21 protein-coding genes and 1 pseudogene are annotated in these 23,599 nt (G+C 71.6%); 15 read left to right on the top strand and 7 right to left on the bottom strand.

What is annotated here, in order from left to right; all coding sequences use genetic code 11:
• Positions 1 to 81: 81 nt before the first annotated feature.
• The 4 genes from AB0J69_RS50595 to AB0J69_RS50580 form a co-directional block, all read right to left on the bottom strand.
• The gene (locus AB0J69_RS50595) at positions 82 to 987 is read right to left on the bottom strand and encodes an amino acid ABC transporter permease (protein WP_364133595.1); all 906 of its coding nucleotides are present in this window, start codon (positions 985 to 987) and stop codon (positions 82 to 84) included.
• Entirely contained in the window at positions 984 to 1,673 is a 690-nt protein-coding gene (locus tag AB0J69_RS50590) for an amino acid ABC transporter permease (RefSeq protein ID WP_364133593.1), read from the bottom strand. Before AB0J69_RS50590 ends, AB0J69_RS50595 begins: the two co-directional genes overlap by 4 nt.
• A 73-nt stretch (positions 1,674 to 1,746) precedes the next feature.
• Complete coding sequence (locus AB0J69_RS50585) at positions 1,747 to 2,586, bottom strand: glutamate ABC transporter substrate-binding protein (protein WP_364133591.1); 840 nt, start codon at positions 2,584 to 2,586, stop codon at positions 1,747 to 1,749.
• 31 nt (positions 2,587 to 2,617) lie between these two features.
• Positions 2,618 to 3,373 carry an amino acid ABC transporter ATP-binding protein gene (locus AB0J69_RS50580; RefSeq protein WP_364133588.1) on the bottom strand — a complete coding sequence of 252 codons (756 nt, stop codon included), beginning with the start codon at positions 3,371 to 3,373 and terminating at the stop codon, positions 2,618 to 2,620.
• Positions 3,374 to 3,511: 138 nt separating this feature from the next.
• On the opposite strand from AB0J69_RS50580, the gene miaB reads away from it, so the two are divergent.
• Positions 3,512 to 5,008, top strand: coding sequence for a tRNA (N6-isopentenyl adenosine(37)-C2)-methylthiotransferase MiaB (miaB, locus tag AB0J69_RS50575; protein ID WP_364133585.1), 1,497 nt, complete (start codon positions 3,512 to 3,514; stop codon positions 5,006 to 5,008).
• 61 nt (positions 5,009 to 5,069) lie between these two features.
• On the opposite strand, the gene AB0J69_RS50570 is transcribed toward miaB, so the two are convergent.
• Positions 5,070 to 5,513 carry a hypothetical protein gene (locus AB0J69_RS50570; RefSeq protein ID WP_364133582.1) on the bottom strand — a complete coding sequence of 148 codons (444 nt, stop codon included), beginning with the start codon at positions 5,511 to 5,513 and terminating at the stop codon, positions 5,070 to 5,072.
• Between the two features lie 403 nt (positions 5,514 to 5,916).
• Between AB0J69_RS50570 and AB0J69_RS50565 the strand changes: the two genes are divergently transcribed.
• The 3 genes from AB0J69_RS50565 (at position 5,917) to AB0J69_RS50555 (ending at position 7,997) form a co-directional block, all read left to right on the top strand.
• The gene (locus tag AB0J69_RS50565; protein WP_364133580.1) at positions 5,917 to 6,480 is read left to right on the top strand and encodes a hypothetical protein; all 564 of its coding nucleotides are present in this window, start codon (positions 5,917 to 5,919) and stop codon (positions 6,478 to 6,480) included.
• 77 nt (positions 6,481 to 6,557) lie between these two features.
• Positions 6,558 to 7,310 (top strand): isocitrate lyase/phosphoenolpyruvate mutase family protein, encoded by a 753-nt coding sequence (locus tag AB0J69_RS50560; protein WP_364133577.1) that lies wholly within the window; start codon positions 6,558 to 6,560, stop codon positions 7,308 to 7,310.
• Positions 7,311 to 7,343: 33 nt separating this feature from the next.
• Positions 7,344 to 7,997 (top strand): hypothetical protein, encoded by a 654-nt coding sequence (locus AB0J69_RS50555; protein WP_364133575.1) that lies wholly within the window; start codon positions 7,344 to 7,346, stop codon positions 7,995 to 7,997.
• Here the strand turns inward: AB0J69_RS50555 and AB0J69_RS50550 are convergent.
• A complete protein-coding gene (locus tag AB0J69_RS50550; RefSeq protein WP_364133572.1) occupies positions 7,970 to 8,887 on the bottom strand; it encodes a ribonuclease Z in 918 nt (305 codons plus the stop codon). The genes AB0J69_RS50555 and AB0J69_RS50550 overlap by 28 nt on opposite strands.
• Position 8,888: 1 nt before the next feature.
• On the opposite strand from AB0J69_RS50550, the gene AB0J69_RS50545 reads away from it, so the two are divergent.
• The 7 genes and pseudogenes from AB0J69_RS50545 (at position 8,889) to AB0J69_RS50515 (ending at position 15,104) form a co-directional block, all read left to right on the top strand.
• A complete protein-coding gene (locus tag AB0J69_RS50545; RefSeq protein ID WP_364133569.1) occupies positions 8,889 to 9,398 on the top strand; it encodes a methylated-DNA--[protein]-cysteine S-methyltransferase in 510 nt (169 codons plus the stop codon).
• 12 nt (positions 9,399 to 9,410) lie between these two features.
• Entirely contained in the window at positions 9,411 to 10,316 is a 906-nt protein-coding gene (gene miaA / locus AB0J69_RS50540; RefSeq protein ID WP_364133566.1) for a tRNA (adenosine(37)-N6)-dimethylallyltransferase MiaA, read from the top strand.
• 9 nt (positions 10,317 to 10,325) lie between these two features.
• Positions 10,326 to 11,138, top strand: coding sequence for a diaminopimelate epimerase (dapF, locus tag AB0J69_RS50535; protein WP_364133560.1), 813 nt, complete (start codon positions 10,326 to 10,328; stop codon positions 11,136 to 11,138).
• 48 nt (positions 11,139 to 11,186) lie between these two features.
• A complete protein-coding gene (locus AB0J69_RS50530) occupies positions 11,187 to 11,942 on the top strand; it encodes a hypothetical protein (protein ID WP_364133557.1) in 756 nt (251 codons plus the stop codon).
• A 19-nt stretch (positions 11,943 to 11,961) separates the two neighbouring features.
• On the top strand, positions 11,962 to 14,238 hold the full coding sequence (locus tag AB0J69_RS50525; protein ID WP_364133554.1) for a tetratricopeptide repeat protein: 2,277 nt from the start codon (positions 11,962 to 11,964) through the stop codon (positions 14,236 to 14,238).
• A gap of 106 nt (positions 14,239 to 14,344) precedes the next feature.
• Positions 14,345 to 14,614: pseudogene (locus AB0J69_RS50520) on the top strand (SDR family NAD(P)-dependent oxidoreductase); the annotation flags it as partial.
• Positions 14,615 to 14,714: 100 nt separating this feature from the next.
• Positions 14,715 to 15,104, top strand: a complete 390-nt coding sequence (locus AB0J69_RS50515) for an SDR family oxidoreductase (protein WP_364133551.1) — start codon at positions 14,715 to 14,717, stop codon at positions 15,102 to 15,104.
• Between the two features lie 245 nt (positions 15,105 to 15,349).
• Here AB0J69_RS50515 and AB0J69_RS50510 read toward each other — a convergent pair whose 3' ends face one another.
• Complete coding sequence (locus tag AB0J69_RS50510; protein WP_364133548.1) at positions 15,350 to 16,333, bottom strand: helix-turn-helix domain-containing protein; 984 nt, start codon at positions 16,331 to 16,333, stop codon at positions 15,350 to 15,352.
• 149 nt (positions 16,334 to 16,482) lie between these two features.
• Between AB0J69_RS50510 and AB0J69_RS50505 the strand changes: the two genes are divergently transcribed.
• The 4 genes from AB0J69_RS50505 to AB0J69_RS50490 are packed head-to-tail and all read left to right on the top strand — an operon-like array spanning position 16,483 to position 23,559.
• Complete coding sequence (locus AB0J69_RS50505) at positions 16,483 to 18,933, top strand: FAD-dependent oxidoreductase (protein ID WP_364133545.1); 2,451 nt, start codon at positions 16,483 to 16,485, stop codon at positions 18,931 to 18,933.
• The gene (locus AB0J69_RS50500) at positions 18,930 to 20,132 is read left to right on the top strand and encodes a sarcosine oxidase subunit beta family protein (RefSeq protein WP_364133542.1); all 1,203 of its coding nucleotides are present in this window, start codon (positions 18,930 to 18,932) and stop codon (positions 20,130 to 20,132) included. The genes AB0J69_RS50505 and AB0J69_RS50500 overlap by 4 nt, the downstream gene beginning before the upstream one ends.
• A complete protein-coding gene (locus tag AB0J69_RS50495) occupies positions 20,132 to 20,374 on the top strand; it encodes a sarcosine oxidase subunit delta (RefSeq protein ID WP_364133539.1) in 243 nt (80 codons plus the stop codon). The genes AB0J69_RS50500 and AB0J69_RS50495 overlap by 1 nt, the downstream gene beginning before the upstream one ends.
• Positions 20,371 to 23,559, top strand: a complete 3,189-nt coding sequence (locus tag AB0J69_RS50490; protein ID WP_364133537.1) for a 2Fe-2S iron-sulfur cluster-binding protein — start codon at positions 20,371 to 20,373, stop codon at positions 23,557 to 23,559. The genes AB0J69_RS50495 and AB0J69_RS50490 overlap by 4 nt, the downstream gene beginning before the upstream one ends.
• Positions 23,560 to 23,599: the final 40 nt, after the last annotated feature.

The raw sequence follows: 23,599 nt of genomic DNA, 5'->3' as shown, positions 1-23,599 counted from the left end.
CACATATTCCGGGTGGTGTTTCACGCCGGGGGGGTGGGGCGGGCCCCCCCCCCCACCGCCGTGGCGTTCCTTTCGAGGCCGTCATTCCATGGTGGAGACGGCCTCCCTGCCCGGACCGCCGCCGCCCCCCGTGCCGATGGCCGTGGGCGGTGCGATCGGTCCCGCGGCCGACCTGCGGCTGCGCCGGCTGCGGCGCTCGAGCCAGTGCGCGAGGTAACCGAGTGCCAGGTTGATCAGCACGTAGAACATGGCCAGCACGATCGCGCTCGGGATGAGGTTGCCGTAGTTGACCGCGAACTGCTTCAGCCCGGCGTTCAGCAGGTCCTCGTACGCGATGATCCAGCCCAGCGCGGTGTCCTTGAGCAGCACGACCATCTGGCTGACGATCGCCGGCATCATCGCGGTCGTCGCCTGCGGCACCAGCACCAGGCGCATCACCCCGGACTTGCGCAGCCCGATGGAGTAGGCGGCCTCCGACTGGCCCTTCGGCACGGAGAGGATGCCGGCCCGGACGATCTCCGCGAGCACCGACCCGTTGTACAGGGTCAGGCCGATGACCACGGCCCAGAACGCGGGCACGCTCACCGTGTAACCGCTCAGCGTGGCCGGCCCCGCCTGCACGAAGAAGATCAGGATGAGCAGGGGGATCGCCCGGAAGAACTCCACGATCCCGCCGGAGACCACCCGGATCACCCGGTGGTCGGACAGCCGGCCCAGACCGAAGACCACGCCGAACACCAGCGCGAGCACCGCCGACACGAGCGCGGCCTGCAGGGTGCCGATCAGGCCGGGGATGATGAACCCGGTCCAGGTGTCGCCACGCAGGAACGGCTCCCACTTGGCGGCCTCCAGCTGGCCCTTCTCGCCCAGCGTGGTGATCACCAGGTAGGCGATGAGGAGCAGGACGACGACGGACAGCAGCGTCAGCGCGTTGTTACGCAGCCGCGCCCGCGGCCCGGGGGCGTCGAACAGGACACTCTGGCTCATCGCGCCACCGCCAGTCGCTTGGCCAGCCAGCCGAACAGGAAGCCGGTGGGCAGGGTCAGGACCATGTACCCGAAGGCGAAGCCCAGGAAGATGGGGATCGTGCCGCCGTAGTCGTCGAACATCTGCTTCATCTGGGCCGCCGCGTCGAGATAGCTGGCGACGATGACGATCGTGGTGTTCTTGGTGAGCGCGATCAGGATGCTGCCCAGCGGCGAGATGACCGACCTGAACGCCTGAGGGAGCACCACCAGCCGCAGCGACTGGATGAACGTGAGCCCGATCGCCCGGGCGGCCTCCGCCTGCCCCAGGGCGACGGTGTTGATGCCGGAGCGCAGCGCCTCGCACACGAACGTCGCGGTGTACGCCGACAGACCGGCCACCGCCCACCAGAAGTAGTTGGTGGTGGGGTCCTCGGAGAACGTGAGCTGCATCGTGTCGCTGAGCCCGAGCGCGCAGAGGATCAGCACGAGCGTCAGGGGCGTGTTGCGGACGACGTTGACGTACGCCGTGCCGGCCCAGCGCAGGACCGGGGTCGGCGCGACCCGCATCGCCACCAGGATCGTGCCGAGGACGAGCGCGATGATCGCGCTCATGACCGTCAGCCGGATCGTCGACCAGAACCCGATGAGGATCTTGTCGAATTCCTGTACCAACGGCGAGAAATCAAACAGGGCAGAAGTGTCCATGACGTTCCTCGTCAGGAGAGCTCGCCGATGAGCAGAACGCGCTCATCGGCGAGCGACCGGGTCTGAACGGGGATCAGGCGCAGCCCTCAGCCGGCGGCGCCGTGGTCTCCACCTTCAGGCCCGTCCCGGCGAAGTGCTTCTCCAGCAGCTTGGCGGCCGTGCCGTCGGTCCACATCCCTGCGACGATCTTGTTGATCTCGTTGCAGGTCTCGATGTCACCCTTCTTGATGCCGATGCCGTACTTCTCGTCGGTGAACGGCGCGCCGGCCACCTTCAGAGCGCTGCCCTCGCGCTTGGCGAAGCCGGCCAGGATGGTGTCGTCGGTCGTCACCACGTCGACGGCGTTGCTCTTGAGCTTGGCGATGCACTCGTCATAGCCACCCGCCGGCACCAGGGACGCCTCGACCTTGAGGCTCATCTTGTTGGTGCCCTCGGTGATGTTCTTCCACGAGTTGGAGCCGCTGACCTGGCAGACCTTCTTGCCCTTCAGCGTCTCGAGGCTCGTGATCGAGGCGTCGTCGGCCCGGATCAGCGAGTCCTGGTGCGCCAGGTAGTAGGGGCCGGCGAAGGTGACCTGCGGCTTGCGGGCGTCGGTGATCGAGTAGGTCGCGATGACCAGGTCGACCTGACCCTGCTTCAGGAAGCTCTCCCGGTTGGCGGAGCGGGCCTCCTTGAACTCGATCCCGCTCTCGGGTACGCCCATCTTGCCGGCGATGTATTTGGCGACGTCCACGTCGAAGCCCTCGACCGTGCCGTCGGGCTTCTTCAGGCCAAGACCGGGCTGGTCGTACTTGACGCCGACGACGAGCTTCTTCTCGTCCTTGGCCTTCTGCAAAACGGTGGTCGCCTCGCCGCCGCCGCAGGCGGTAAGGCCGGCGACCATGGCGCCGGCCGCGACGAGGGCTGCGCCCATGCGACGGATCTGCATCGTTACCTCGACTCTCTCAATGTGTCAGGATCTTAGAAAGGAAATCCTTGGCCCTGTCGGTCTGCGGTGAGCCGAAGAACGCCTCAGGATTGTTCTCCTCCACGATCTGGCCGTCGGCCATGAACACGACCCTGTTCGCGGCTCTGCGGGCGAAGCCCATCTCGTGTGTGACGACCATCATCGTCATGCCGTCCCGGGCCAGCCCGATCATGACGTCCAGGACTTCTTGCACCATCTCGGGGTCCAGCGCAGACGTCGGCTCGTCGAAAAGGATCATCTTCGGGTCCATGGCCAGCGCCCGGGCGATCGCCACGCGCTGCTGCTGGCCGCCGGAGAGCTGCGCGGGGTATTTCTGCGCCTGCGCCGCGATGCCGACGCGCTCCAGCAGCTCCATCGCCTGCTTCTCGGCGGCCTCACGTGCCTTGCCGCGGACCTTGATGGGCCCAAGCGTGACATTTCCGAGGATCGTCTTGTGCGCGAACAGATTGAATGACTGGAACACCATACCGACGTCAGAGCGGAGCCTGGCCAGCGCCTTACCCTCGTCCGGCAGCTCCTGCCCGTCAAATATGATCTTCCCGTCGTTGATCGTCTCCAGTCGGTTGATCGTGCGGCACAACGTGGACTTGCCCCCGCCCGAGGGACCGATGACGACCAGAACCTCGCCACGAGAGACGGTCAAGTTGATGTTCTTCAGGACATGTAGCGCCCCGAAGTGCTTGTTGACGTTCTCCAACTGGACCAGTGGAGTGACGTCGCCGTTCTCCGTCATGGAGTAAAACGGTAGAGGGCATTAGAGCGCTGGTCACTAACCGAGCGGTACCGATCCGATCACATCATGCCGTCAAGCTGGCCTTTTAGATCGGTACGGGCCGCCGCAAGCCGGACAACGACTACTCTTGAACGTGCCATGACTGTGACCCAGGAGGGCGCCCGCACGTACGAAGTGCGCACATACGGGTGCCAGATGAACGTCCATGACTCCGAGCGGCTGTCAGGCCTGCTGGAGGACGCCGGCTACGTGGCCGCTCGCGACGGTGAGACGGCCGACGTGGTGGTGTTCAACACGTGCGCCGTGCGGGAGAACGCCGACAACCGCCTCTACGGCAACCTCGGCCACCTCAGGCCGGCCAAGGTGAGCAACCCGCGCATGCAGATCGCCGTCGGGGGCTGCCTGGCGCAGAAGGACCAGGGCGAGATCGTCCGCAAGGCGCCCTGGGTCGACGTGGTGTTCGGCACCCACAACATCGGCTCGCTGCCGGTGCTGCTGGAGCGGGCCCGCATCGAGGGCGAGGCGCAGGTCGAGCTGAAGGAGTCGCTCGAGGTCTTCCCCTCGACGCTGCCCACCAAGCGCGAGTCCGCCTACGCCGCCTGGGTCGCCATCTCCGTCGGCTGCAACAACACGTGCACGTTCTGCATCGTGCCGTCGCTGCGCGGCAAGGAGAAGGACCGCCGCCCCGGCGACGTCCTCGCCGAGGTCCGGACGCTGGTGGACCAGGGCGTGCTGGAGGTCACGCTGCTGGGGCAGAACGTCAACACGTACGGCGTGGAGTTCGGCGACCGGCTCGCCTTCGGCAAGCTGCTGCGCTCCTGCGGCACCATCGAGGGGCTGGAGCGGGTCCGCTTCACCTCGCCGCACCCGGCGGCCTTCACCGACGACGTGATCGCCGCCATGGCCGAGACGCCCAATGTCATGCACCAGCTGCACATGCCGCTGCAGTCGGGCTCGGACCGGGTGCTGCGGGCGATGCGGCGCTCCTACCGGGCGGAGCGCTATCTGGGCATCATCGAGCGGGTGCGCGCCGCCATGCCGGACGCCGCGATCTCGACCGACATCATCGTCGGCTTCCCCGGCGAGACCGAGGAGGACTTCCAGGGCACGCTGGAGGTCGTCCGGCAGAGCCGCTTCGCCAACGCCTTCACCTTCCAATACTCCATCCGCCCCGGCACCCCCGCGGCCACCATGGAGGACCAGGTGCCCAAGGAGGTCGTGCAGGAGCGCTACGAGCGGCTGGTCGCCCTGCAGGAGGAGATCTCCTGGGAGGAGAACAAGAAGCAGGTGGGCCGGACGCTCGAGGTCCTGGTGGCCGAGGGCGAGGGGCGCAAGGACGAGGCGACGCACCGGCTGTCCGGGCGCGCGGCCGACAACCGGCTGGTGCACTTCGCCGTGGGGTCCGAGACGCCGCGGCCCGGTGACATGGTGACGGTCGAGGTGACCTACGCGGCGCCGCACCACCTGGTGGCGGACAGCGCTGTGCTGGGGGTCCGGCGCACGCGGGCCGGTGACGCCTGGGAGTCCCGCCAGGGCGGGGCCGCGAACGCCGGTGCCGGCGTGCTGCTGGGCATGCCGACCATCGGGCGCCCCGCGCCCGCGCCCGCGGCCACGGGGGCGTGCTCGGCGCACTGAGCGAGTCGTTCGCGGAGAAGGGCGGTGCCACCGGCGCCGCCCTTCTTCCGTCCGTACGGGGTCACCGGGTGAGGCCGCCCAGGATGTCGTAGCAGGGCTGTCGGCGGAAGTCGTGGAACGTGGCGCACGGGTCGGGCATCCCGCGCCCCCGCGACGACGGCGGCGGATCGGCGGGCCGTTCCAGGGCAGGCGCCTCGGGGGGTGCCTGCGGGGCCGGCGAGCCCTGCGGCCGCGGACGGGCCGGCCGGTCCTGGGGCGGCGCCAGGGGTCTCTCCGGCCGCCGGTCCCGGCGGGGCACCTCGACGGCCGGGAACGGCGACACCGGCGGGCCCGCGCTCACCGACGGGAGGACGGTCACCGGCGGGACCCCGGTCACGGACGGGAGGGCGGAGATCGGCGGGACGGCGGAGATGGGCGGGACGCCGGGGATGGGCGGGACGCCGGGGATCGGCGCGTGCCACGGCGGGACGGGCTCGATCCAGGGCGGTGACAGCGGGCCGAGCATGACGTCGGCAGGCTGGGGCGACGCGAATTGGAGCGATCCATCGGAAGGCGTCGAAGAGAGCAGAACCGCGGTCGCTGTTTGTGGCGCGTTCGACGCCCAGAGTAGCGATGATCTTGAGGAAAGCGGAGTTTCCTGATCAAATTCGGGTGGTCTTTGCGGTGATGGTTCGTGGCTGTTGGTGAATGCCAGGAATATTCCCAGCGTCGCGGTGACGAGTACCCCGACGGCTCCGGCCACGGGTGCCAGGCGGGCGCGGCTACCTGGGCAAATGGATCTAAGGGGGGACAAGTCGTGATTCCTTTGTGATTGGTGTGCGAGCATTCAGCTGTTGCGGCTAGTGTGGTCCATCACCCGCGGAAGCCGGCGAGCTTTCCCCGATACGACCGCAGGGAGCTGCACCACCATGCATGATCCGATCGAGGCGGATCGCCAGGAGATCCTTACCGGGCCCGGAGACATCCACCCGGCTTCGAGAAACAGACCTCCGAGAAAAAGGGCGAAGAGCAACCAGAAGACCATCCTCATCGCCGCCTCGGCGCTGGTCGCCGTGCTCGCGGCGGGCGGCACCGGCTATCTGCTGGCGTCGGACTCCGGCCAGGCCGCCCAGCAGAGCGGCGGCCGCCCCGCCCCCTCGCAGAGCGTCGCGGGCGAGGACCTCGGCGGCGACGACGCCACCATGGGCGACGTCACCACCGACTCCCCTGAGGACGGCCTGCCCACCGACGCCCCCGACGACGGCAGCATGGGCGACGTGGCCGACCCCGGCAACGGCGTCAGCGAGCCGGTCGACCAGGGTTCGACGGGCAGTGACTCCTCCGACGGCACCACGAGGACCGGCACCGGCAAGAAGCCGGCGACGACGTCGCCCACCAAGTCGCCGCAGTCCGCGGGCGACGCCCCCGTCGACACCCCGGCGGACGGGCCGGCGGGCGAGGTCAGCGGCCAGTGCTCGAAGAGCGGCTGCTGAACCCCGGGAAGTGGCTTGCCGCTAATGGGTCGTACTGGACCTTCGGCGGGAGCCACTCCGTTCCGTAGGGTCGGGGCATGATGACCGACAGACTTTCCGACGGGGCCTCCGAGCTGCGGGCGTTGCACGTCCCGGGTGCCCCGCTGATCCTGCCCAACGTCTGGGACGCCGCCTCCGCCCGTGCCGTGCAGGAGGCCGGGTTCCCGGCCGTCGCCACCGGCAGCGCCGCCGTCGCCCGCGTGCTGGGGTACCCCGACGGCGAGGGCACGCCGGTCGGCGAGATGATGGCGGCCGTCGCCCGCGTGGTCAGGGCCGTCGACGTGCCCGTCACCGCCGACGTCGAGCGCGGCTACGGGCTCAAGCCCGCCGAGCTGGTCGAGCGCCTGGCCGCGACCGGGGCGGTGGGCTGCAACCTGGAGGACTCCGTGCCCGGCCGGGGCGAGCTGGTGGACCCCGGGGAGCAGGCGGACTTCCTGGCCGAGGTGCGGGCCGCCGCGGGGGACGCGCTGGTGATCAACGCCAGGGTCGACGTCTACCTGCACGGCCGTGCCATCCGCCAGGAGGCCCTTGAACGCGGGCGGCGCTACCTGGAGGCGGGAGCCGACTGCGTGTACCCCATCCTGCTGGCGGACGAGGACGAGATCCGGGCCCTGGCCGGCGAGCTGGGCGGGCCGGTCAACATCCTGTTCCGGCCGGGCGCCCCGGACCTGGGCAGGCTGGCCGAGCTCGGGGTGGCCAGGATCAGCTTCGGGGGAGGGCTGCACCAGGCGGCCCACGCCTACGCCGAGGGCCTGTTCGCGAAGGTCCGGGAAGGTCGTACCCCGTACTGACCTGGGCGGCGTCGGCCCCGTACGCTTGCGCTCGTGCTTGTCGCCGCGGCCGTCTGCCCGCCAACCCCGCTGGTCCTGCTGGAGATGCCCGACCTGCGCTCCGCCTGCCGGACCGCGATCGCCGCGCTGCGCGAGGCACGTCCCGACGCGCTGATCGTGGTGGGCGGCGCGGACGCCACCGGTGCGTACGCCGGCGGCGCGGCAGGCACCCTGCGCCCCTGGGGCCTGGACCTCACCGCGGGCACCGGCGAGCCAGTCCTCCCGCTCTCGCTGACCGTCGCCCGCCTGCTCATGGGCGAGCCCGCCCCGGACGGCTTCCGGTCCGTGGCCTTCGACGCCGCCGCCGGGGAGTGCCGCGAGCTGGGGGAGCAACTGGCGGGAGCCGGGGAGCGGGTGGCGCTGCTGGTCATGGCCGACGGCTCGGCCTGCCTCGGCCCGCGGGCCCCGGGCAGGTACGACGAAACGGCCGGGCCGTACAACGACGGGATAGCCAAGGCGATCGCCGCCGGCGACGCGAGCGCCCTCGCGGCCCTCGACCCCGGGCAGGCCGACAGGCTGTGGGTGAGCGGCCGGGCGGCGCTGCAGGTGCTGGCGGGCGCGGCCGGCACCCGGGCCTTCGACGGCCGCCTGCTGATGGCCGCCGCCCCTTACGGGGTGGGCTATTTCGCCGGGTTGTGGGCGGGCTGACGCTTCGGCACCGGGATCCGCATCAGGTCGCGGGCCAGCACCACCTCGCCCTCGAAGCTGCGGCGCACCTCCTGGATGAAGGCCGGCTCGTCGTCGAACCCGTACCGCTCGGAGAAGTGCGTGAGCACCAGCCGGCGCACCCCCGCGTCCGCCGCCACCAGCCCCGCCTCGAACGCCGTCAGATGCCCGTACTCCTTGGCCAGCGTGCTCTCACCCGACAGGAACGTGGCCTCGATCACCAGCAGGTCCACCCCGGAGGCCAGCTCGAAGACGGTGTCGCAGAGCCGGGTGTCCATCACGAACGCCATGCTCTGCCCCGGTTTCGGCACGCTGCACTCGTCGAGGGTGACGCCGCGCACGGAGCCGGTGCGCTGGAGTTCGCCGACCTCCGGGCCTCGGATGCCGCGGGCGGCCAGTCTCTCGGGGAGCATGCGGCGGCCGGCCGGCTCCTGGACGCGGTAGCCGTACGACTCGACGGGGTGGGACAGGCGGCGCGCGATGAGCGGGCCGACGCCGGCCAGGTCGCCGGAGACGGGGTGCTCGGAGATGACCGACGTGTCGGCGAACGCGGCGGCGTGGCGGAGCCGGCGCCAGTACACCTCGCCGGAGCGGGGGAAGACCGCGCGCACCGGATGGCGGACCCTGTCGCGGGCGATGCGCTGCACGACCCCCGGCACGCCCAGGCAGTGGTCGCCGTGGAAGTGCGTCAGGCACAGCCAGTGGACGTCGTGCGCGCTCAGCCCGGCGTGCACCATCTGCCGCTGCGTGCCCTCGCCGGGGTCGAAGAGGAAGCCTTGACCGTCCCAGCGCAGGAGGTAGCCGTTGTGGTTACGGTGTCGGGTAGGAACCGCGCTGGAGGTGCCCAGCACCACGAGCTCACGTGAGGACACGATGACCACGGTCTCTTTCGCCGAGGTGCCCACGCCGGTGGGCACGTTCGTGCTGGCTGTCACCGAGATCGGGCTCGTCGCGTCGGGCTGGGGGTCCCGCGCCCGGCTGGCCGGCGGGCTCGACCTGGCTGAGGTTCATGATGCGGATCGTACGGCCTTCGCGGTCGCCGAGCTGAACGCTTATTTCGCCGGGGAGCTGAAGAGGTTCGAGACACCGATCGACTGGCGGCTCATGTCCGGCTCCCGGCTGCGGGTGCTGAGGGCCCTGCACGGAGTGCCGTACGGCAAGGCGGTCACCTACGGTGAGCTGGCCACGCTCAGCGGCTCCGGCGTGCCCGCCCGCGGCATCGGCTCGATCATGGGCTCCAACCCGATCCCGATCTTCGTGCCCTGCCACCGCGTGATCGCGGGCAACGGGCTGGGCGGGTTCAGCGGCGGCGAGGGCGTGGAGACCAAGCGCCGGCTGCTGACCCACGAGGGATACCTGCAACCGACTCTGCTCGATCTCTAGCAAACTGGTCGTGTGCGCCAGCAGCCAGTCATCGCCGTCGTGGGCCCCACCGCGGCAGGAAAGTCCGATCTCGCCGTGGACCTCGCCCTCCGGCTGGGGGGTGAGTGCGTCAACGCCGACTCCATGCAGCTCTACCGCGGCATGGACATCGGCACGGCCAAGCTGACCCCCGCCGAGCGGCGCGGGGTCCCCCACCACCTGCTGGACATCTGGGACGTCACGGTCACGGCCAGCGTGGCCGAATACCAGAAGCTGGCCAGGGCCGTCATCGACGCCGTCGAGGTGCCCGTGCTGGTCGGCGGCAGCGGCCTCTACGTGCGGGCGGCCATCGACGAGCTGGAGTTCCCCGGCACGGAGCCGGAGATCAGGGCCCGGCTGGAGGCCGAGCTGGCCGAGCGCGGCCCGGCCCCCCTCTACGAGCGGCTGCGCGAGAGCGACCCCGCCGCCGCCGCGGCCATCCTGCCGAGCAACGGCCGCCGCATCGTGCGCGCCCTGGAGGTGATCGAGCTCTCGGGGCGCCCGTTCTCGGCCACCATGCCGTCCTACGACGCCGTCTACCCGAGCGTCCAGATCGGCATCGAGGTGCCCAGGCCGGTGCTGGACGAGCGGATCGAGGTCAGGGTCGAGCGCATGTGGGAGGCGGGCCTGGTGGCGGAGGTGCGCGCGCTGCTCGGGCAGGGGCTGGCCGAGGGGCGTACGGCCGGCCGCGCCCTCGGGTACGCCCAGATCATCCGCTTCCTGTCGGGCGAGTGGAGCGAGGAGCAGGCCAAGGCCGAGACCGTCAGGCTGACCAGGCGCTTCGCCCGCCGGCAGGAGTCGTGGTTCCGCCGGGATCCGCGGGTGTGCTGGTTGCCGTACGACGATCCGGAGCTGCTTGACCGATCCCTGGCGCTGATTGCCGCACACCCGTACGCATAAACTCCTACAATGCGCTTTCTCAAGGGGCACGGCACCGAGAACGACTTCGTCATCCTGCCTGATCCGGACGGCGAGGTCGACGTCACGGCCGCGCTCGTCGCCAAGATCTGCGACAGGAGAGCCGGCATCGGTGCCGACGGCGTGCTCCGGGTGGTCCGTACGAAGCAGAGCCACGAGGTGGCCGATCAGGCGTCCGCCGCCGAGTGGTTCATGGACTACCGCAACTCCGACGGCAGCATGGCCGAGATGTGCGGCAACGGCGTGCGCGTGTTCGCCCGCTACCTGATCGACGCCGGTCTCGTGCACGCCACGGAGTTCGGGGTGGCGACCAGGGGCGGCCTGCGCAAGGTCCGCGCCGAGCCGAACGGCGACATCACGGTGGACATGGGCAAGCCCGTGATCCGCGGCGAGAGCGTGGCCAGCGTGGGCGGCCACGAATACACCGGGATCCACGTCGACATGGGCAACCCCCACCTGGCCTGCGCCATCGGTGACCCCGTCCTCCAGCTCGACCTCGACCACCAGCCGGGCTTCGACACCGGGGTCTTCCCGGCGGGGGTGAATGTCGAGCTGTTCAACCCGGTCGGCGTCAGCCGGGCCGTCATGCGCGTCTACGAGCGCGGCTCCGGCGAGACCCGCGCCTGCGGCACCGGCGCGGTCGCCACCGCCGTCGCCGCCGCGCAGCTGTCGGGCGACACCACCGGCACGTGGACGGTCGAGGTGCTGGGCGGCACGCTGACCGTCATCCTCGACGAGGACACGAGCTACCTGTCCGGCCCCGCGGTCATCATCGCCAGCGGCGAACTGATGCTTGCAGAATGATGTTCTAATAGGGGATGCTGGGTTCACTTCACGAACTGAGAGGTGGACATGGCGGACCCACGCACCACCGCTGCACAGGTCAAGGCGCCTATCGGCCAGTTCGGCGGCGGATTCATGATCTCCAGAGAGGCCAAGGCCGTCTGCGAGGAGCACGGGCTCGGCGCCCGCGAGTTCTACTTCAGGGGTCGCTGCGGCGTCCTCGGCGAGTGCGACGCCGACGTGGTCACCTCGGTCGTCGTCTTCTTCCCTCCCGCACACGTCGAGGAGAGCTGGAACGGCGGCCGCAAGCTCGCGGTCGACCGGGCCGTCGAGCTCTACGCCGAGGTGTGCCAGGCATGGGGGCGGCGCAAGCTGGGCGGCTACGACGGCTGCGCCAGGATCGCCGAGCTGCTGCAGCCGGTCGTCGATCGGGCCTCGTCGGTCGGGGCGCCGCTGTTCGCGGGGTGGCGGGCGGTGCCGCTGGCTCCCGACCCGCCCGCCAGGGCCGTGCAGCTCATGCACGTCGTACGCGAGCTGCGCGGCGGCCTGCACGCCAACGCCGTGCTCGCGGCGGGGCTGCGGCCGCTGGAGGCGACGCTGGCGACGGAGCACGACGCGACCCCGTTCGGGCAGACGACCGGCGAGCTGATCGCCAAGTTCTTCACCTGGCCCGAGCCGTACGACAAGCCCGGCCCGGACGTCGTGGCCCGGCGCGCGGCCGTCGAGGAGACCACGGACGACCTCATGGCCGACGTGTTTTCGGTCCTGACCGACAGTGAATCGGACGAGCTGATCGAGCTTCTGCGTTTTGGGCACGGTCATTGACCTGGCAGACTGACTGCCCATGGACGTGGACATCTGGGCCTGGGTCGGCGAAACCCAGCAGCAGCTTTCCGAGGCGGGCAACGTTGGCCTCGCCATGGCGCTGGGAGACCTCCCTGCACAGGCCTATGAGGGCCGTTATCCCCAGCTCGACGTCATGGCCCCGGCCATCGCGCAGCAGGCGGAGACCCTGGAGCTGCCGTGGCTCGAGTTCTACGCCCGCTACTGGCACCTGATGGGCCGCATCGGCGACCGCGCCCAGGGCGCGGTCGCCATCGACGACGCGCAGCAACTTCTGGCGTTCGCCCAGCGCGAAGACGTGCGCGAGTGCCCCGCCACCCCGGCCGCCGTCGAGGCGCTGGCCGTCGTGTGGGCCAACGCCGACGGGCCCGGCCACGCCACCGAGCGCCTGGAGACGCTCGGCGCCTACATCGAGGCCACCACCCCGGAGAAGCCGGCCTTCGCCGGGCTCGTCACCCAATACGTCGCCGCCCTCATCGACGCCGGCAAGCCGGGCGAGGCGGTGACCTACGCCGAGTCCGCCGTCGAGCGGCTGCGGGTGGCCGGCCGCGAGGCGAGCTGGGAGCTCGGCGCCGAGAGCGCCCGCGCGCTGCTGGCCGTCGGCCGCACCGACGACGCGCTCAACGCGCTGCAGGCCGCGGCCGGGTTCCAGGCCGACGACCCGGTGGCCAAGGAGCACCGCGACGGCGTCCGGCGGGCCCTCATCCTGGCCACGCTCGGCCGCACCGCCGAGGCCGTGGACGCGCTGCCCGACCTCGACGTGGTGGGCGAGCACCCGCGGGTGTGGGTCGAGTGGGCGCAGGCCGTCAACAAGCTGGCCGGCTCCTCCCAGATCACCAACACCTGGCAGCTCGGCCGCGTCCTGCGCCAGTGGATGGACTACTTCGGCATGATGGGCGGCTACCGCGCCCGCGTCGAGCTCGCGCTGGTCGCGGGCGACCTGGCGATCGCCAGGCAGGGCGTGTGGCAGGCCAGGCTGCTGGCCGACGTGGCCGAGTCCGGCGCCGCCGAGCTGCGCGAGACCGGCGACCTGAGCGAGCGCATCGCCGCGCTGCGCGCCGCCGCCGAGACCACCGTCGAGCCCGAGGCGCCCGGCGCGCCGGAGGAGCGGGTGGGCCTCTTCGACGCCGCCGACGGCTTCAACGCCGACCCGGAGAAGTGGGTCGGCTGGCTGGCCCCGCTGTCCGGCCAGGACCTCGAGGCCACCCGCCGCCACACCACCACGATGGGCTTCCTCGGCTACCCGGCCACCGGCGCCGACATCTACTGGAAGCTGCTGGTCGACTCCGGCGACATCGCCACCGCCGACCCCGACGACGTGGCCTACCTGACCACGCTCCTCGTCGAGGCCCGCCAGGACGAGCGGCTGGAGCAGATGGCCGCGATGCTGCCGCACGCCGCCCAATACCTCACGCTGGCCAGGCTGCACAGCGCCCGCGAGCGCTGGCAGGAGACGCTCGACGCCGCCGAGCACGCCGTCGCGGCCGGGGCCGGGCTCGACGCCCGCCGCCTGCTGTCCGGCGCCGCCCAGCAGCTCGACCACAACGCCAGGGCCGCCGAGGTGCTCCTCGAAGTGATCGACGACCTGGTCGAGGAGGACGTCTGGCGCATGATCGTCATGGCGACCTCGGCCGAGGACTGGGAGACCGTGCGCAAGGGCGCGGCCAAGATCGGCATGCCGATCAAGTCCAAGGAGGGCCCGATCGAGGAGGAGATGGGCCTCATCAGACTCATCCTGCCCGCGCCCGACGGCGGCCAGCGCCAGGTCCTGTCCATCCGCACCGGCCCCGCCACCGCCAGGCTGGCCCTGCCGCAGCCGCGCGGGATGGACTACAACGCCGGTGACCTGGTCGTGTTCGACCCGCAGCTGCTGGAGCCGGTCCCCGACGACCCGCAGGAGCAGCAGAACTTCGTGCCGCCCTTCGCCGCGGTGCGCATCCTGCGGCCGGGCGGCTACACCAGCTACTTCTTCGACGGCGCCGCGCCGAGCGAGGAGGACTGGGCGGAGTTCACCGAGGTCATGGCCGAGCGCGGCTGGCCGATGTGGGTCTACAGCGACGAGAACTACCAGGTGACCCACCCGACCAGCGGCGAGCCGCTGCCGGGCGTGTTCGGCTGGGTCGCGGTGCCGCCCAACGTGGCGCCCTCCGAGGTCGACGCGCTGCTCGACGACGCCACCGAGCGGTGGGTGCACCCGCTGGCCTGGCTCGACCTGGCCCGCGAGATCGACGTCGAGGTCGAGCGGCACGAGCGGATCGTCAAGGAATACGGCCTGTAACGAGTCGCCGCCGGGCTTCGGCCTCCGGCGACGTGGTGCCGGGCTCCGGTCCCTGTGACGGGGTCTGGCGAGGTGCTGGGCTTCGGTCTCGACCGGGAGGTTTGACGTGCTGGAGCGGTTCCGGCTCGACGGGAAGGTGGCCATCGTCACCGGGGCCTCCGCGGGGCTGGGCGTGGCCTTCGCGCGGGGCCTGGCCGAGGCGGGCGCCGACGTGGTGATCGGCGCCCGGCGCAAGGAGCGGCTGGAGGAGACACGGCGGCTGGTCGAGGAGACCGGCCGCCGGTGCCTGGCCGTGCCCGCCGACGTGGCGCGGCCCGAGGACTGCGACGCGCTGGTGGCCGCGGCCGTCGAGACCATGGGCGGGGTCGACGTGCTGATCAACAACGCGGGGGTCGGCACGGCCGTGCCCGCGCTGCGCGAGACGCCCGAGGAGTTCCCGGCAGGTCATCGACATCAACCTGCACGGCACCTACTGGATGGCCCAGGCGTGCGCGCGGGTGATGCGGCCCGGCTCGTCCATCGTGAACATCGGCAGCGTGCTCGCCGAGACCACCGCCGGGCTGCCGCAGGCCGCCTACACCGCGTCCAAGGCGGCCGTCGTCGGGCTGACCCGCGACCTGGCCCAGCAGTGGACCGGGCGGCGGGGGATCAGGGTCAACTGCCTGGAGCCCGGGTTCTTCGCCTCGGAGATGACCGAGCAGTACAAAACCGGCTATCTCCAGCAGGTCGTGGAGTCGCGGGTGGTCATGAAGCGCGCCGGTGACCCGGCCGAGCTGGTGGCCGCCGCCGTGTTCCTGGCGAGCGACGCGTCCTCGTACGTCACCGGGGTGACGCTCCCGGTGGACGGCGGGCTTTTGCTCACCTGAGGCCCGTTTCCCTCCTGCCGTACTTCGGCGGGTGTCCCTTTGGGCAGGGAGGAAGGCGGTCCGTGGCGGCTGAGTGGAAGCCGCGGTTCGGCAGGCGGGTCGTGCCGGCTGGGAGGTGAGGTTCGGCGGGTGAGTCGTGCCCGGGCGGGGTGTGGTCGGGCGAGCGGGTCGAGCCGGGCAGGATGTGCGGGGTCGGCGGGTGGCTCGGGCTGAGGCGGTTGTGGTCAGGTGAGAAGCGGGTGTGGTCAGGTGAGAAGGTCGTGCTGGGCGGCGAGGAAGCCGGCGTGGAAGCGGGTCCGGGCGCCCAGGCGCTCGCAGAGCACCTGCACGCGGCGCTGCACCGTACGCGGGCTGAGGCCGAGTTGCCTGGCGATGGCGTCGTCCTTCATGCCGGCCGCGAGCAGTGCCAGCACCTCCGTGTCGGGGGCCTGCGGCCACGCCTCGGGCTCCAGGGCGTCGGCCGACAGGCGCAGCGGCACCGCGGCCCGCCACAGCGTCTCGAACAGCCCCACCAGCGCGTCGAGCAGCGCGGACGGGTGCACCACGAGCGCGCTCTCCACGGCCCGGTCCTCGTCGGAGACCAGCGGCAGGATGGCGGTGCGGGCGTCGGCGATGGCCAGCTTGACCGGCACCTGCCCGAGCCTGGCCTGCTCGCCGTCGGCGATGGCGCGGCGGGTGTGGGCCAGCATGCCGGGGTGCTCGAAGGCCAGCGGGCTGTAGATGCCACGGGTCGGCGCTCCCTGGCGGGCCGCGCGCTGCCGGTTCTCCTGGTCGTCGCTGATGTCCACCGCGTATGGCGGATGGACCAGCACCAGCATCTCCCGCGTCGCGTTGCGTTCGAGCTGGAGGTAGCGCCGGGCCACGGCGTCGCGGCCGGTCACCACCTCCAGCACCTCCTCCGGATGCGGCCCGCTGCGCTCGGCGACCTCCGTGGCCAGCAGCGCGGCGGCGGCCCGGCTGTGCGTGAGCTCCTCCTGGCGGCGCGCGACGAGGATGTCGATGGCGACGTTCGGGGGCGTGGCGACCAGCCGCAGCGGCCGGCCCGCCACCCGGGAGATCAGGCCCAGGTCCTCCAGCCGGGGCAGCATGCGGCGGATCGCGGCGGCGGACGAGCCGGTTTCGGCGGCGAGCTCGCTCAGCGTCGCCGGGCCGTGCCGGAGCAGGGCCCGGTAGGAGGTCTCCTCGGCGACGGTGACGCCGAGTCCCTCAAGTAAGCGCCGCTGCGCCATGTCGCCTCTTCCTGACGTGCCATGATCCGAAATAAGAGTATGGGGGCCACCTCCGGCGGTGAAGGGGCCCTTGTTCCCGGAAGCACGGGGATCTATGTTCGTTGCGTAGTCCGGTACGTGTTGCGCATTATGGAACAACCGGAGGCGTCATGAGTCGGCCCCGATTGGTGATCGTGGGGGCGGGGATCGTGGGCTGTGCCCTCGCCGACGAGCTCACCGAGCGGGGGTGGACGGACGTCACGGTCGTCGACCAGGGACCGCTCTTCGCGGCGGGCGGGTCCAGCTCGCACGCTCCCGGCCTGGTCTTCCAGACGAACCCGTCGAAGACGATGACCGAGTTCGCCGCCTACACCGTGCGCAAGTACACCGCTCTCGGCGAGCGCTGCTTCCGCCAGGTCGGCGGCCTGGAGGTGGCCACCACCCCCGAACGCTGGACCGACCTGCACCGCAAGCAGGGCTGGGCCGAGTCGTGGGGGGTCGAGGCGCGCCTGCTCGACACCGCTGGATGTGCCGAGCTGTGGCCGCTGCTCGACCGGGACAAGGTGCTCGGCGGTTTCCACGTGCCCAGCGACGGGCTGGCGACGGCGGTCGCCTGCGGTGAGGCGCAGGCGGCGCGGGCCACCGAGCGCGGCGCCAGGTTCCTGGCGGGGCACACGGTGGTCGGCATCGAGGCGCGGGGCGGCCGGGTCACCGGGGTCGCGGTGGTGACCTCGGGGGAGTACCGGACGATCCCGGCCGACGTGGTGGTGTGCGCGGCCGGGTTCTGGGGGCCCTCGATCGGGCGGATGGCCGGACTGACCGTGCCCCTGTTGCCCCTGGCCCACCAGTACGCCAGGTCCGGTCCGCTGGCCGCGAAGGGGGAGGGCCCGATCCTTCGCCACCAGGACCGTGACCTGTACTTCCGCTGGCACGGCGACCGCGTCGGCATCGGCTCGTACGCGCACCGTCCCATGCCGGTCACCCAGGACGAGATCGGCCCGAAGTCCACCACGATGCCGTCGGTGCAGGCGTTCACCGAGGAGGACTTCGACCCCTCCTGGCGGGACGCGGTCGAGCTGCTGCCCGCGCTGGCCGAGTCCAAGTACGAGGACGGCATCAACGGTATTTTCTCCTTCACCCCCGACGGATTCCCGTTGATCGGGGAGGCGCCGCAGCTGGACGGGTTCTGGCTGGCCGAGGCCGTGTGGGTGACGCACTCGGCCGGGGTCGCGCGGGCGCTGGCCGAGGTGCTGGTGACCGGACGCTCCGAGATCGACCTGCACGAGTGCGAGCTCAACCGGTTCGAGCAGGCGCAGCTCTCGCCCGCGTTCATCGAGGAGCGGGGCAAGCAGAACTTCGTCGAGGTCTACGACGTCATCCACCCGCTGCAGCCGATGGAGTCGCCGCGGCCGCTGCGTACCAGCCCGTTCCACCCGCGGCAGCGGGAGCTCGGGGCGTACTTCCTGGAGGCGGCCGGGTGGGAGCGGCCGCACTGGTTCGAGGCGAACGTGCCGCTGCTGGAGCAGCTCGTACGCCGCCGCAGGGACGAGTTCGCCGACGTGCCGGAGGAGGCGAAGGGCATGGCCGCGGAGCCGTTCCTGGGCGTCTCCCAGCGGGGCGAGTGGGCGAGCCGGCACTGGTCGCCGATCGCCGCCGCCGAGGCGCACGCCACCAGGGAGGGGGTCGCGCTCTACGACATGACCCCGCTCAAGCGCATCGAGGTCAGCGGCCCCGGCTCGGCGGCGTTCCTGCAGCGGATGACCACGAACAACGTGGACAGGAAGCCCGGCTCGGTCACCTACACGCTGCTGCTGGATGCGAAGGGCGGCATCCGGTCCGACCTCACGGTCGCTCGGCTGGCCGAGGACCGCTTCCAGATCGGCGCGAACGGCAACCTCGACCTCGACTGGCTGACCCGGCACGCGCCGGGCGGGGTGCGCGTGCACGACCTCACCCCGGGGACCTGCTGCGTCGGCGTGTGGGGGCCGCGGGCCAGGGAGCTGGTGCAGGGCCTGACCGACATGGACCTGTCGCACGAGAGCTTCCGCTACTTCGGCTGCAAGAGCGGATATGTCGGGCACGTTCCGGTGCTGGCCCTGCGGGTCTCGTACGTGGGCGAGCTGGGCTGGGAGCTGTACACCGGCGCGGACATGGGTCTCAAGCTCTGGGACACCCTGTGGCAGCCCGGGCTGGCGATCGCGGGCGGGCGCGCGGCGTTCAACAGCCTGCGGCTGGAGAAGGGTTACCGGCTCTGGGGCGTCGACATGACGACCGAGCACAACCCGTACGAGGCCGGGCTCGGCTTCGCCGTCAAGGACGGCAAGGACTTCATCGGCCGCGACGCCCTCACCACGGAGATCACCCGTAAGCTGGTGCCGCTGGTCTGCACCGAGGTGGTCATGGGCAAGGAGCCGGTCCGGCACGCCGGCCGCACCGTCGGCCACGTCACCAGCGCCGCCTACGGCCACACCGTCCGGCGTCCCATCGCGTACGCGTGGCTGCCGATCGAGCTCGCCGAACCCGGAACGCATGTGGATATTTCCTACTTCGGCCGCCGTGTCCCCGCGGAGGTCGCCGCCGAGCCGCTGTACGACCCCGGGATGGAGAAGATCAGGCGTTGACCCACCCCGACTTCCTCTGGCGCAACCCCGACCCCAAGCCCGCCTACGACGTGGTGATCGTGGGCGGCGGCGGGCACGGCCTGGCCACCGCCTACTACCTGGCCAGGAACCACGGCCTGACGAACGTCGCCGTCCTGGAGCGGGGCTGGCTGGCCGGCGGGAACATGGCCCGCAACACCACGATCATCCGCTCCAACTACCTGTGGGACGAGAGCGCCGGGATCTACGAGCACTCGCTGAAACTCTGGGAGGGGCTCAGCGCGGAGCTGGACTACGACCTGCAGTTCAGCCAGCGCGGCGTGCTCAACCTGGCGCACAACCTGGGCGACGTGCGCGAGGGCAGGCGCCGGGTGAACGCGAACCGGCTCAACGGCGTGGACGCCGAGTGGCTGGACGCGGCCGAGGTCAAGAAGTTCTGCCCGGTCATCAACGTGTCCGGGCGGGCCCGCTACCCGGTCATGGGAGCCACGCTGCAGCGGCGCGGGGGGATCGCCAAGCACGACCACGTGGCCTGGGCGCTGGCCCGCAAGGCGGACGCGTACGGGATCGACCTGATCCAGGGCTGCGAGGTCACCGGGTTCGAGATCACGAAAAATCGGGTGACGGCCGTACAGACCTCGCGCGGCCGGATCGCCGCCGGGAAGGTCGCGCTCGCGGCGGCCGGGCACACCTCGGTGCTGGCCGCGCGGGCCGGGATCAGGCTGCCGCTGCAGTCGCACCCGCTGCAGGCGCTGGTGTCGGAGCTGCTGGAGCCGGTGCTCGACTGCGTGGTCATGTCGAACGCCGTCCACGTGTACGTCAGCCAGGCCCACAAGGGGGAGCTGGTCATGGGGGCCGGGATCGACGCGTACAACTCCTACGGGCAGCGCGGTGGCGTGCACGTCATCGAGGCCCAGATGGCGGCGGCGCTGGAGCTGTTCCCGATCTTCAGCCGGGTACGCGTGCTGCGCACCTGGGCCGGGATCGTCGACGTCTCCCCGGACGCCTCGCCCATCATCGGCCCCACCCCTGTCGACGGCCTGTACATCAACGCCGGCTGGGGCACCGGCGGCTTCAAGGCCACTCCCGGATCGGGCTGGGTCTACGCCCACACCCTCGCCCACGAGCGGCCCCACCCGCTGGCGGAGCCGTTCGCGCTGGAGAGGTTCAGCACGGGAGCGCTCATCGACGAGCACGGCGCGGCGGCGGTGGCGCACTGATGCTGCTCATCGACTGCCCGCATTGCGGCCCGCGCGACGAGAACGAGTTCCACTACGGCGGCCAGGCCGGGATCGCGTATCCGCGAGAAGAGACCTCCGACGAGGAGTGGGCCGCCTACGTCTTCCTGCGCGACAACCCCAAGGGCTGGTTCCGCGAGCGCTGGTTCCACGTGCACGGCTGCCGGACCTGGTTCGCCGTCGAGCGGCACACCGTCACCCACGAGATCAGGAAGCCCTCATGAGGTTCACGTTCGACGGCCGGCCGATGCGCGGCGAGCCGGGTGACACGCTGGCCGCCGCGCTCCTGCGCAACGGGGTGGGCGTGGTGGGCCGCAGCGTGGAGCTCGACCGGCCGCGCGGCGTCTTCACCGCCGGTTCCGAGGAGCCGAACGCCCTGGTCCGGGTGGGCGCCGACCCGATGCTGGCGGCCACGACCGTGGAGCTGTACGACGGGCTGGAGGCGTGGAGCCTGCGCGGCAAGGGGCGGGTGGATCCGGACGCCGGTCTCGGCACAGCGGATGAGCGGCGGTGCGACAAGGGATACCTGCACTGCGACGTGCTCGTGGTGGGCGGCGGGCCGGCCGGGCTGGCCGCCGCGGTGGCGGCGGGGCGGTCGGGCGCGCGGGTGATCCTCGTGGACGAGCAGCCCCGGCTGGGCGGCGACCTGCTGAACGCCCGCCTGCTCCTGGACGGCGCGCCCGCGCTCGACTGGGTGGACGGGCTGGAGCTGCCGGGCCGGGTGCTCACCCGGACGACCGCCGTCGGCTACTACGACCACAACTACGTGGTGGCCGTGCAGCGGCGGGCGAGCGGCGAGCGGTTGTGGCACATCAGGGCGCGCAGGGTGGTGCTGGCGACGGGGGCGCACGAGCGCTCGCTCGCCTTCCCGGGCAACGACCGGCCGGGGGTGATGCTGGCCTCGGCCGCCCGTGCCTACGCCAACCGGTACGGCGTGGCGCCCTGGCGGCGGGCGGTCGTGTTCGCCTGCGCGGACTCGGGCTACGAGGCGGCGCGGGACCTGGCGGCGGCCGGGGTGGAGGTGGTCGCGATCGCCGATCCCCGTGACGACGCCGCCCAGGTGGTGACCGGCACGACCGGCGACGCGGCGGGCGTGCTGACCGGGGTCCAGGTGGGCTCCCGGCACATCGAGGCCGACCTCCTGGCGGTGGCCGGGGGCTGGAACCCGGCCGTCCACCTGTTCAGCCAGTCGCAGGGCCGGCTCCGGTTCGACGAGGAGCTGCAGGCGTTCGTGCCGGGCACCTCGGCTCAGGCCGAGCGGTCGGCGGGGGCCTGCAGGGGCCTGTACGGCACCCGCGAGGCCATCGCGGACGGCTACGCCGCCGGGCAGGAGGCCGCCGAGCTGGCGCTGTCAGGCCGGCCGGCCGAGGCCGGGGCGGCCTCGAGCACGCCGCCTGGGGCCGGCGAGGCGGCCGGGAGCGTGCCCGCGGGTCCGGACGTGCGGGAGCTCCGGGTGCCGCAGTGCGACGAGCAGCCGCCGCGGCCGCCGGCGGCGCTCTGGACGGTCGAGGGGACCTCCGGCGAGCCCGCCTTCGCCGACCTGCACCGGGACGTGACCGTCGCCGACCTGGCCAGGGCCGCCGGGACCGGGATGCGCTCGGTGGAGCACGTCAAGCGCTACACCACCGCGGGCACCGGCGCCGACCAGGGCAAGACCTCGGGCGCGGTCGTCGTCGGCGTCATGTCCGCGCTCCTCGGGGCCGCGCCGGGCCAGGTCGGGACCACGACGTTCCGGCCCCCGTACGCGCCGGTCTCCTTCGCCACCCTCGCCGGACGCGACCGCGGCGAGCTGTCCGACCCCGTCAGGACCACCGCCATGCACGACTCCCACATCGCCAGGGGAGCGGTGTTCGAGGACGTCGGCCAGTGGAAGCGCCCCTGGTACTTCCCCCAGGACGGCGAGCCCATGGAGGCGGCCGTGCGGCGCGAGTGCCACGCGGCCCGCACCTCCGTGGCCGCCATGGACGCCTCCACGCTCGGCAAGATCGACATCCGGGGCGCGGACGCGGGCGCGTTCCTCGACCGGATCTACACGAACATGTACTCCACCCTCGCCGTCGGCGCCTGCCGCTACGGCCTGATGTGCGGGGCGGACGGCATGGTGCTCGACGACGGCACCACCACCCGGCTCGCCGAGGACCACTACCTCATGACCACGACCACGGGCAACGCCGCCACGGTGCTCGACTGGCTGGAGGAGTGGCACCAGACGGAGTGGCCCGGACTGGACGTGTCGTTCACCTCGGTCACCGACCACTGGGCGACCGTCGCCGTGGCGGGACCGCGCGCCAGGGAGGTCCTCGCGGCCGTCGCCCCGGGGGCGCTCGACCTGGCCTTCATGCGGTACGCGGCCACCGACGTGCTGGGCGTGCCGGGGCGGGTGTTCAGGATCAGCTTCTCGGGCGAGCTGGCCTACGAGGTCAACGTGCCCTGGCCTTACGGGCGGGCGCTGTGGGAAGCCGTGCTGGACCTCGGCGCGGTGCCGTACGGGACCGAGACCATGCACGTGCTGCGGGCCGAGAAGGGGTTCGCGATCGTCGGCCAGGAGACCGACGGCACCGTCACCCCGCAGGACCTCGGCATGGCCTGGATCGTCTCCAAGCGCAAGCCGGACTTCGTCGGCAAGCGCTCGCACGCACGCCCCGACACCGCGCGGAGCGGCCGCAAGCGCCTGGTCGGCCTGCTGCCCGACGACCCGGCGGCGCGGATGGAGGAGGGGGCCCAGCTCGTCGCGGCCGGGCGGTCCCTGGACGGCGTGGTGCCGATGCTCGGCCACGTGACCTCCAGCTACGACAGCGTGGCGCTCGGCCGCACGTTCGCCCTGGCCCTGGCCAAGGACGTCGCGGCCGGTGACCGGCTGACCGCCGTGTCCGGGGGAGCGGCGCATCCGGTGACTGTGGTGGAGCCGGTCTTCTACGACCCGGAGAACACCCGCCGGGAGGGCGAGCCGTGGACGGGCACGCCCCTCCCCTACGAGGGAGAGTGCCGGGCCGAGAGTCCCGCCGCCGCGTTCGCCACCCGGTTCGGGGCCGCGGGCGGGGACGGGGTGCGGTTGCGGGAGGTGGCGTTCGAGCCCATGTGGGAGGTACGGGGCGCGGATCCGGGGGTGGGGCTGCGGCTGGGCCCGTCCTGGTGGCTCGTGTCCGGAAATATCACGCCACGGCCGGGGTGGGTGGACGTGTCAGGGCAGCGGACGATCCTGGAGCTGTCCGGCCCGGAGGCCGAGGAGGTGCTGATCACCGGTTGCCCGCTTGACCTGCGCTCCCTCGCCGGCCACGCCCAGACGCTGCTGGGCAGGACCTCGGTCGTCCTGGAGCGGACGGCCCCCGGAACGTACCGGATCTACGTCAGGTCGTCCTTCACCCGGTATCTGGCGGAGTGGCTCCTCGACGCGATTGACGCTTTATAGGTCTATATCCGGGCATTACCTAGACTTTACGAAAACATCG

The organism is Nonomuraea sp. NPDC049709, assembly GCF_040674815.1.
Taxonomy (GTDB): Bacteria; Actinomycetota; Actinomycetes; order Streptosporangiales; family Streptosporangiaceae; genus Nonomuraea.
This window is presented reverse-complemented; position numbering and strand designations above follow the sequence as displayed.

Bases quoted from the DNA above. Each gene is read 5' to 3' on its own strand.
- AB0J69_RS50595 (WP_364133595.1), bottom strand. From the start codon at position 987: ATGAGCCAGAGTGTCCTGTTCGACGCCCCCGGGCCGCGGGCGCGGCTG.
- AB0J69_RS50590 (WP_364133593.1), bottom strand. From the start codon at position 1,673: ATGGACACTTCTGCCCTGTTTGATTTCTCGCCGTTGGTACAGGAATTC.
- AB0J69_RS50585 (WP_364133591.1), bottom strand. From the start codon at position 2,586: ATGGGCGCAGCCCTCGTCGCGGCCGGCGCCATGGTCGCCGGCCTTACC.
- AB0J69_RS50580 (WP_364133588.1), bottom strand. From the start codon at position 3,373: ATGACGGAGAACGGCGACGTCACTCCACTGGTCCAGTTGGAGAACGTC.
- miaB (WP_364133585.1), top strand. From the start codon at position 3,512: ATGACTGTGACCCAGGAGGGCGCCCGCACGTACGAAGTGCGCACATAC.
- AB0J69_RS50570 (WP_364133582.1), bottom strand. From the start codon at position 5,513: ATGCTCGGCCCGCTGTCACCGCCCTGGATCGAGCCCGTCCCGCCGTGG.
- AB0J69_RS50565 (WP_364133580.1), top strand. From the start codon at position 5,917: ATGCATGATCCGATCGAGGCGGATCGCCAGGAGATCCTTACCGGGCCC.
- AB0J69_RS50560 (WP_364133577.1), top strand. From the start codon at position 6,558: ATGATGACCGACAGACTTTCCGACGGGGCCTCCGAGCTGCGGGCGTTG.
- AB0J69_RS50545 (WP_364133569.1), top strand. From the start codon at position 8,889: ATGACCACGGTCTCTTTCGCCGAGGTGCCCACGCCGGTGGGCACGTTC.
- dapF (WP_364133560.1), top strand. From the start codon at position 10,326: ATGCGCTTTCTCAAGGGGCACGGCACCGAGAACGACTTCGTCATCCTG.
- AB0J69_RS50530 (WP_364133557.1), top strand. From the start codon at position 11,187: ATGGCGGACCCACGCACCACCGCTGCACAGGTCAAGGCGCCTATCGGC.
- AB0J69_RS50525 (WP_364133554.1), top strand. From the start codon at position 11,962: ATGGACGTGGACATCTGGGCCTGGGTCGGCGAAACCCAGCAGCAGCTT.
- AB0J69_RS50515 (WP_364133551.1), top strand. From the start codon at position 14,715: ATGGCCCAGGCGTGCGCGCGGGTGATGCGGCCCGGCTCGTCCATCGTG.
- AB0J69_RS50510 (WP_364133548.1), bottom strand. From the start codon at position 16,333: ATGGCGCAGCGGCGCTTACTTGAGGGACTCGGCGTCACCGTCGCCGAG.
- AB0J69_RS50505 (WP_364133545.1), top strand. From the start codon at position 16,483: ATGAGTCGGCCCCGATTGGTGATCGTGGGGGCGGGGATCGTGGGCTGT.
- AB0J69_RS50495 (WP_364133539.1), top strand. From the start codon at position 20,132: ATGCTGCTCATCGACTGCCCGCATTGCGGCCCGCGCGACGAGAACGAG.
- AB0J69_RS50490 (WP_364133537.1), top strand. From the start codon at position 20,371: ATGAGGTTCACGTTCGACGGCCGGCCGATGCGCGGCGAGCCGGGTGAC.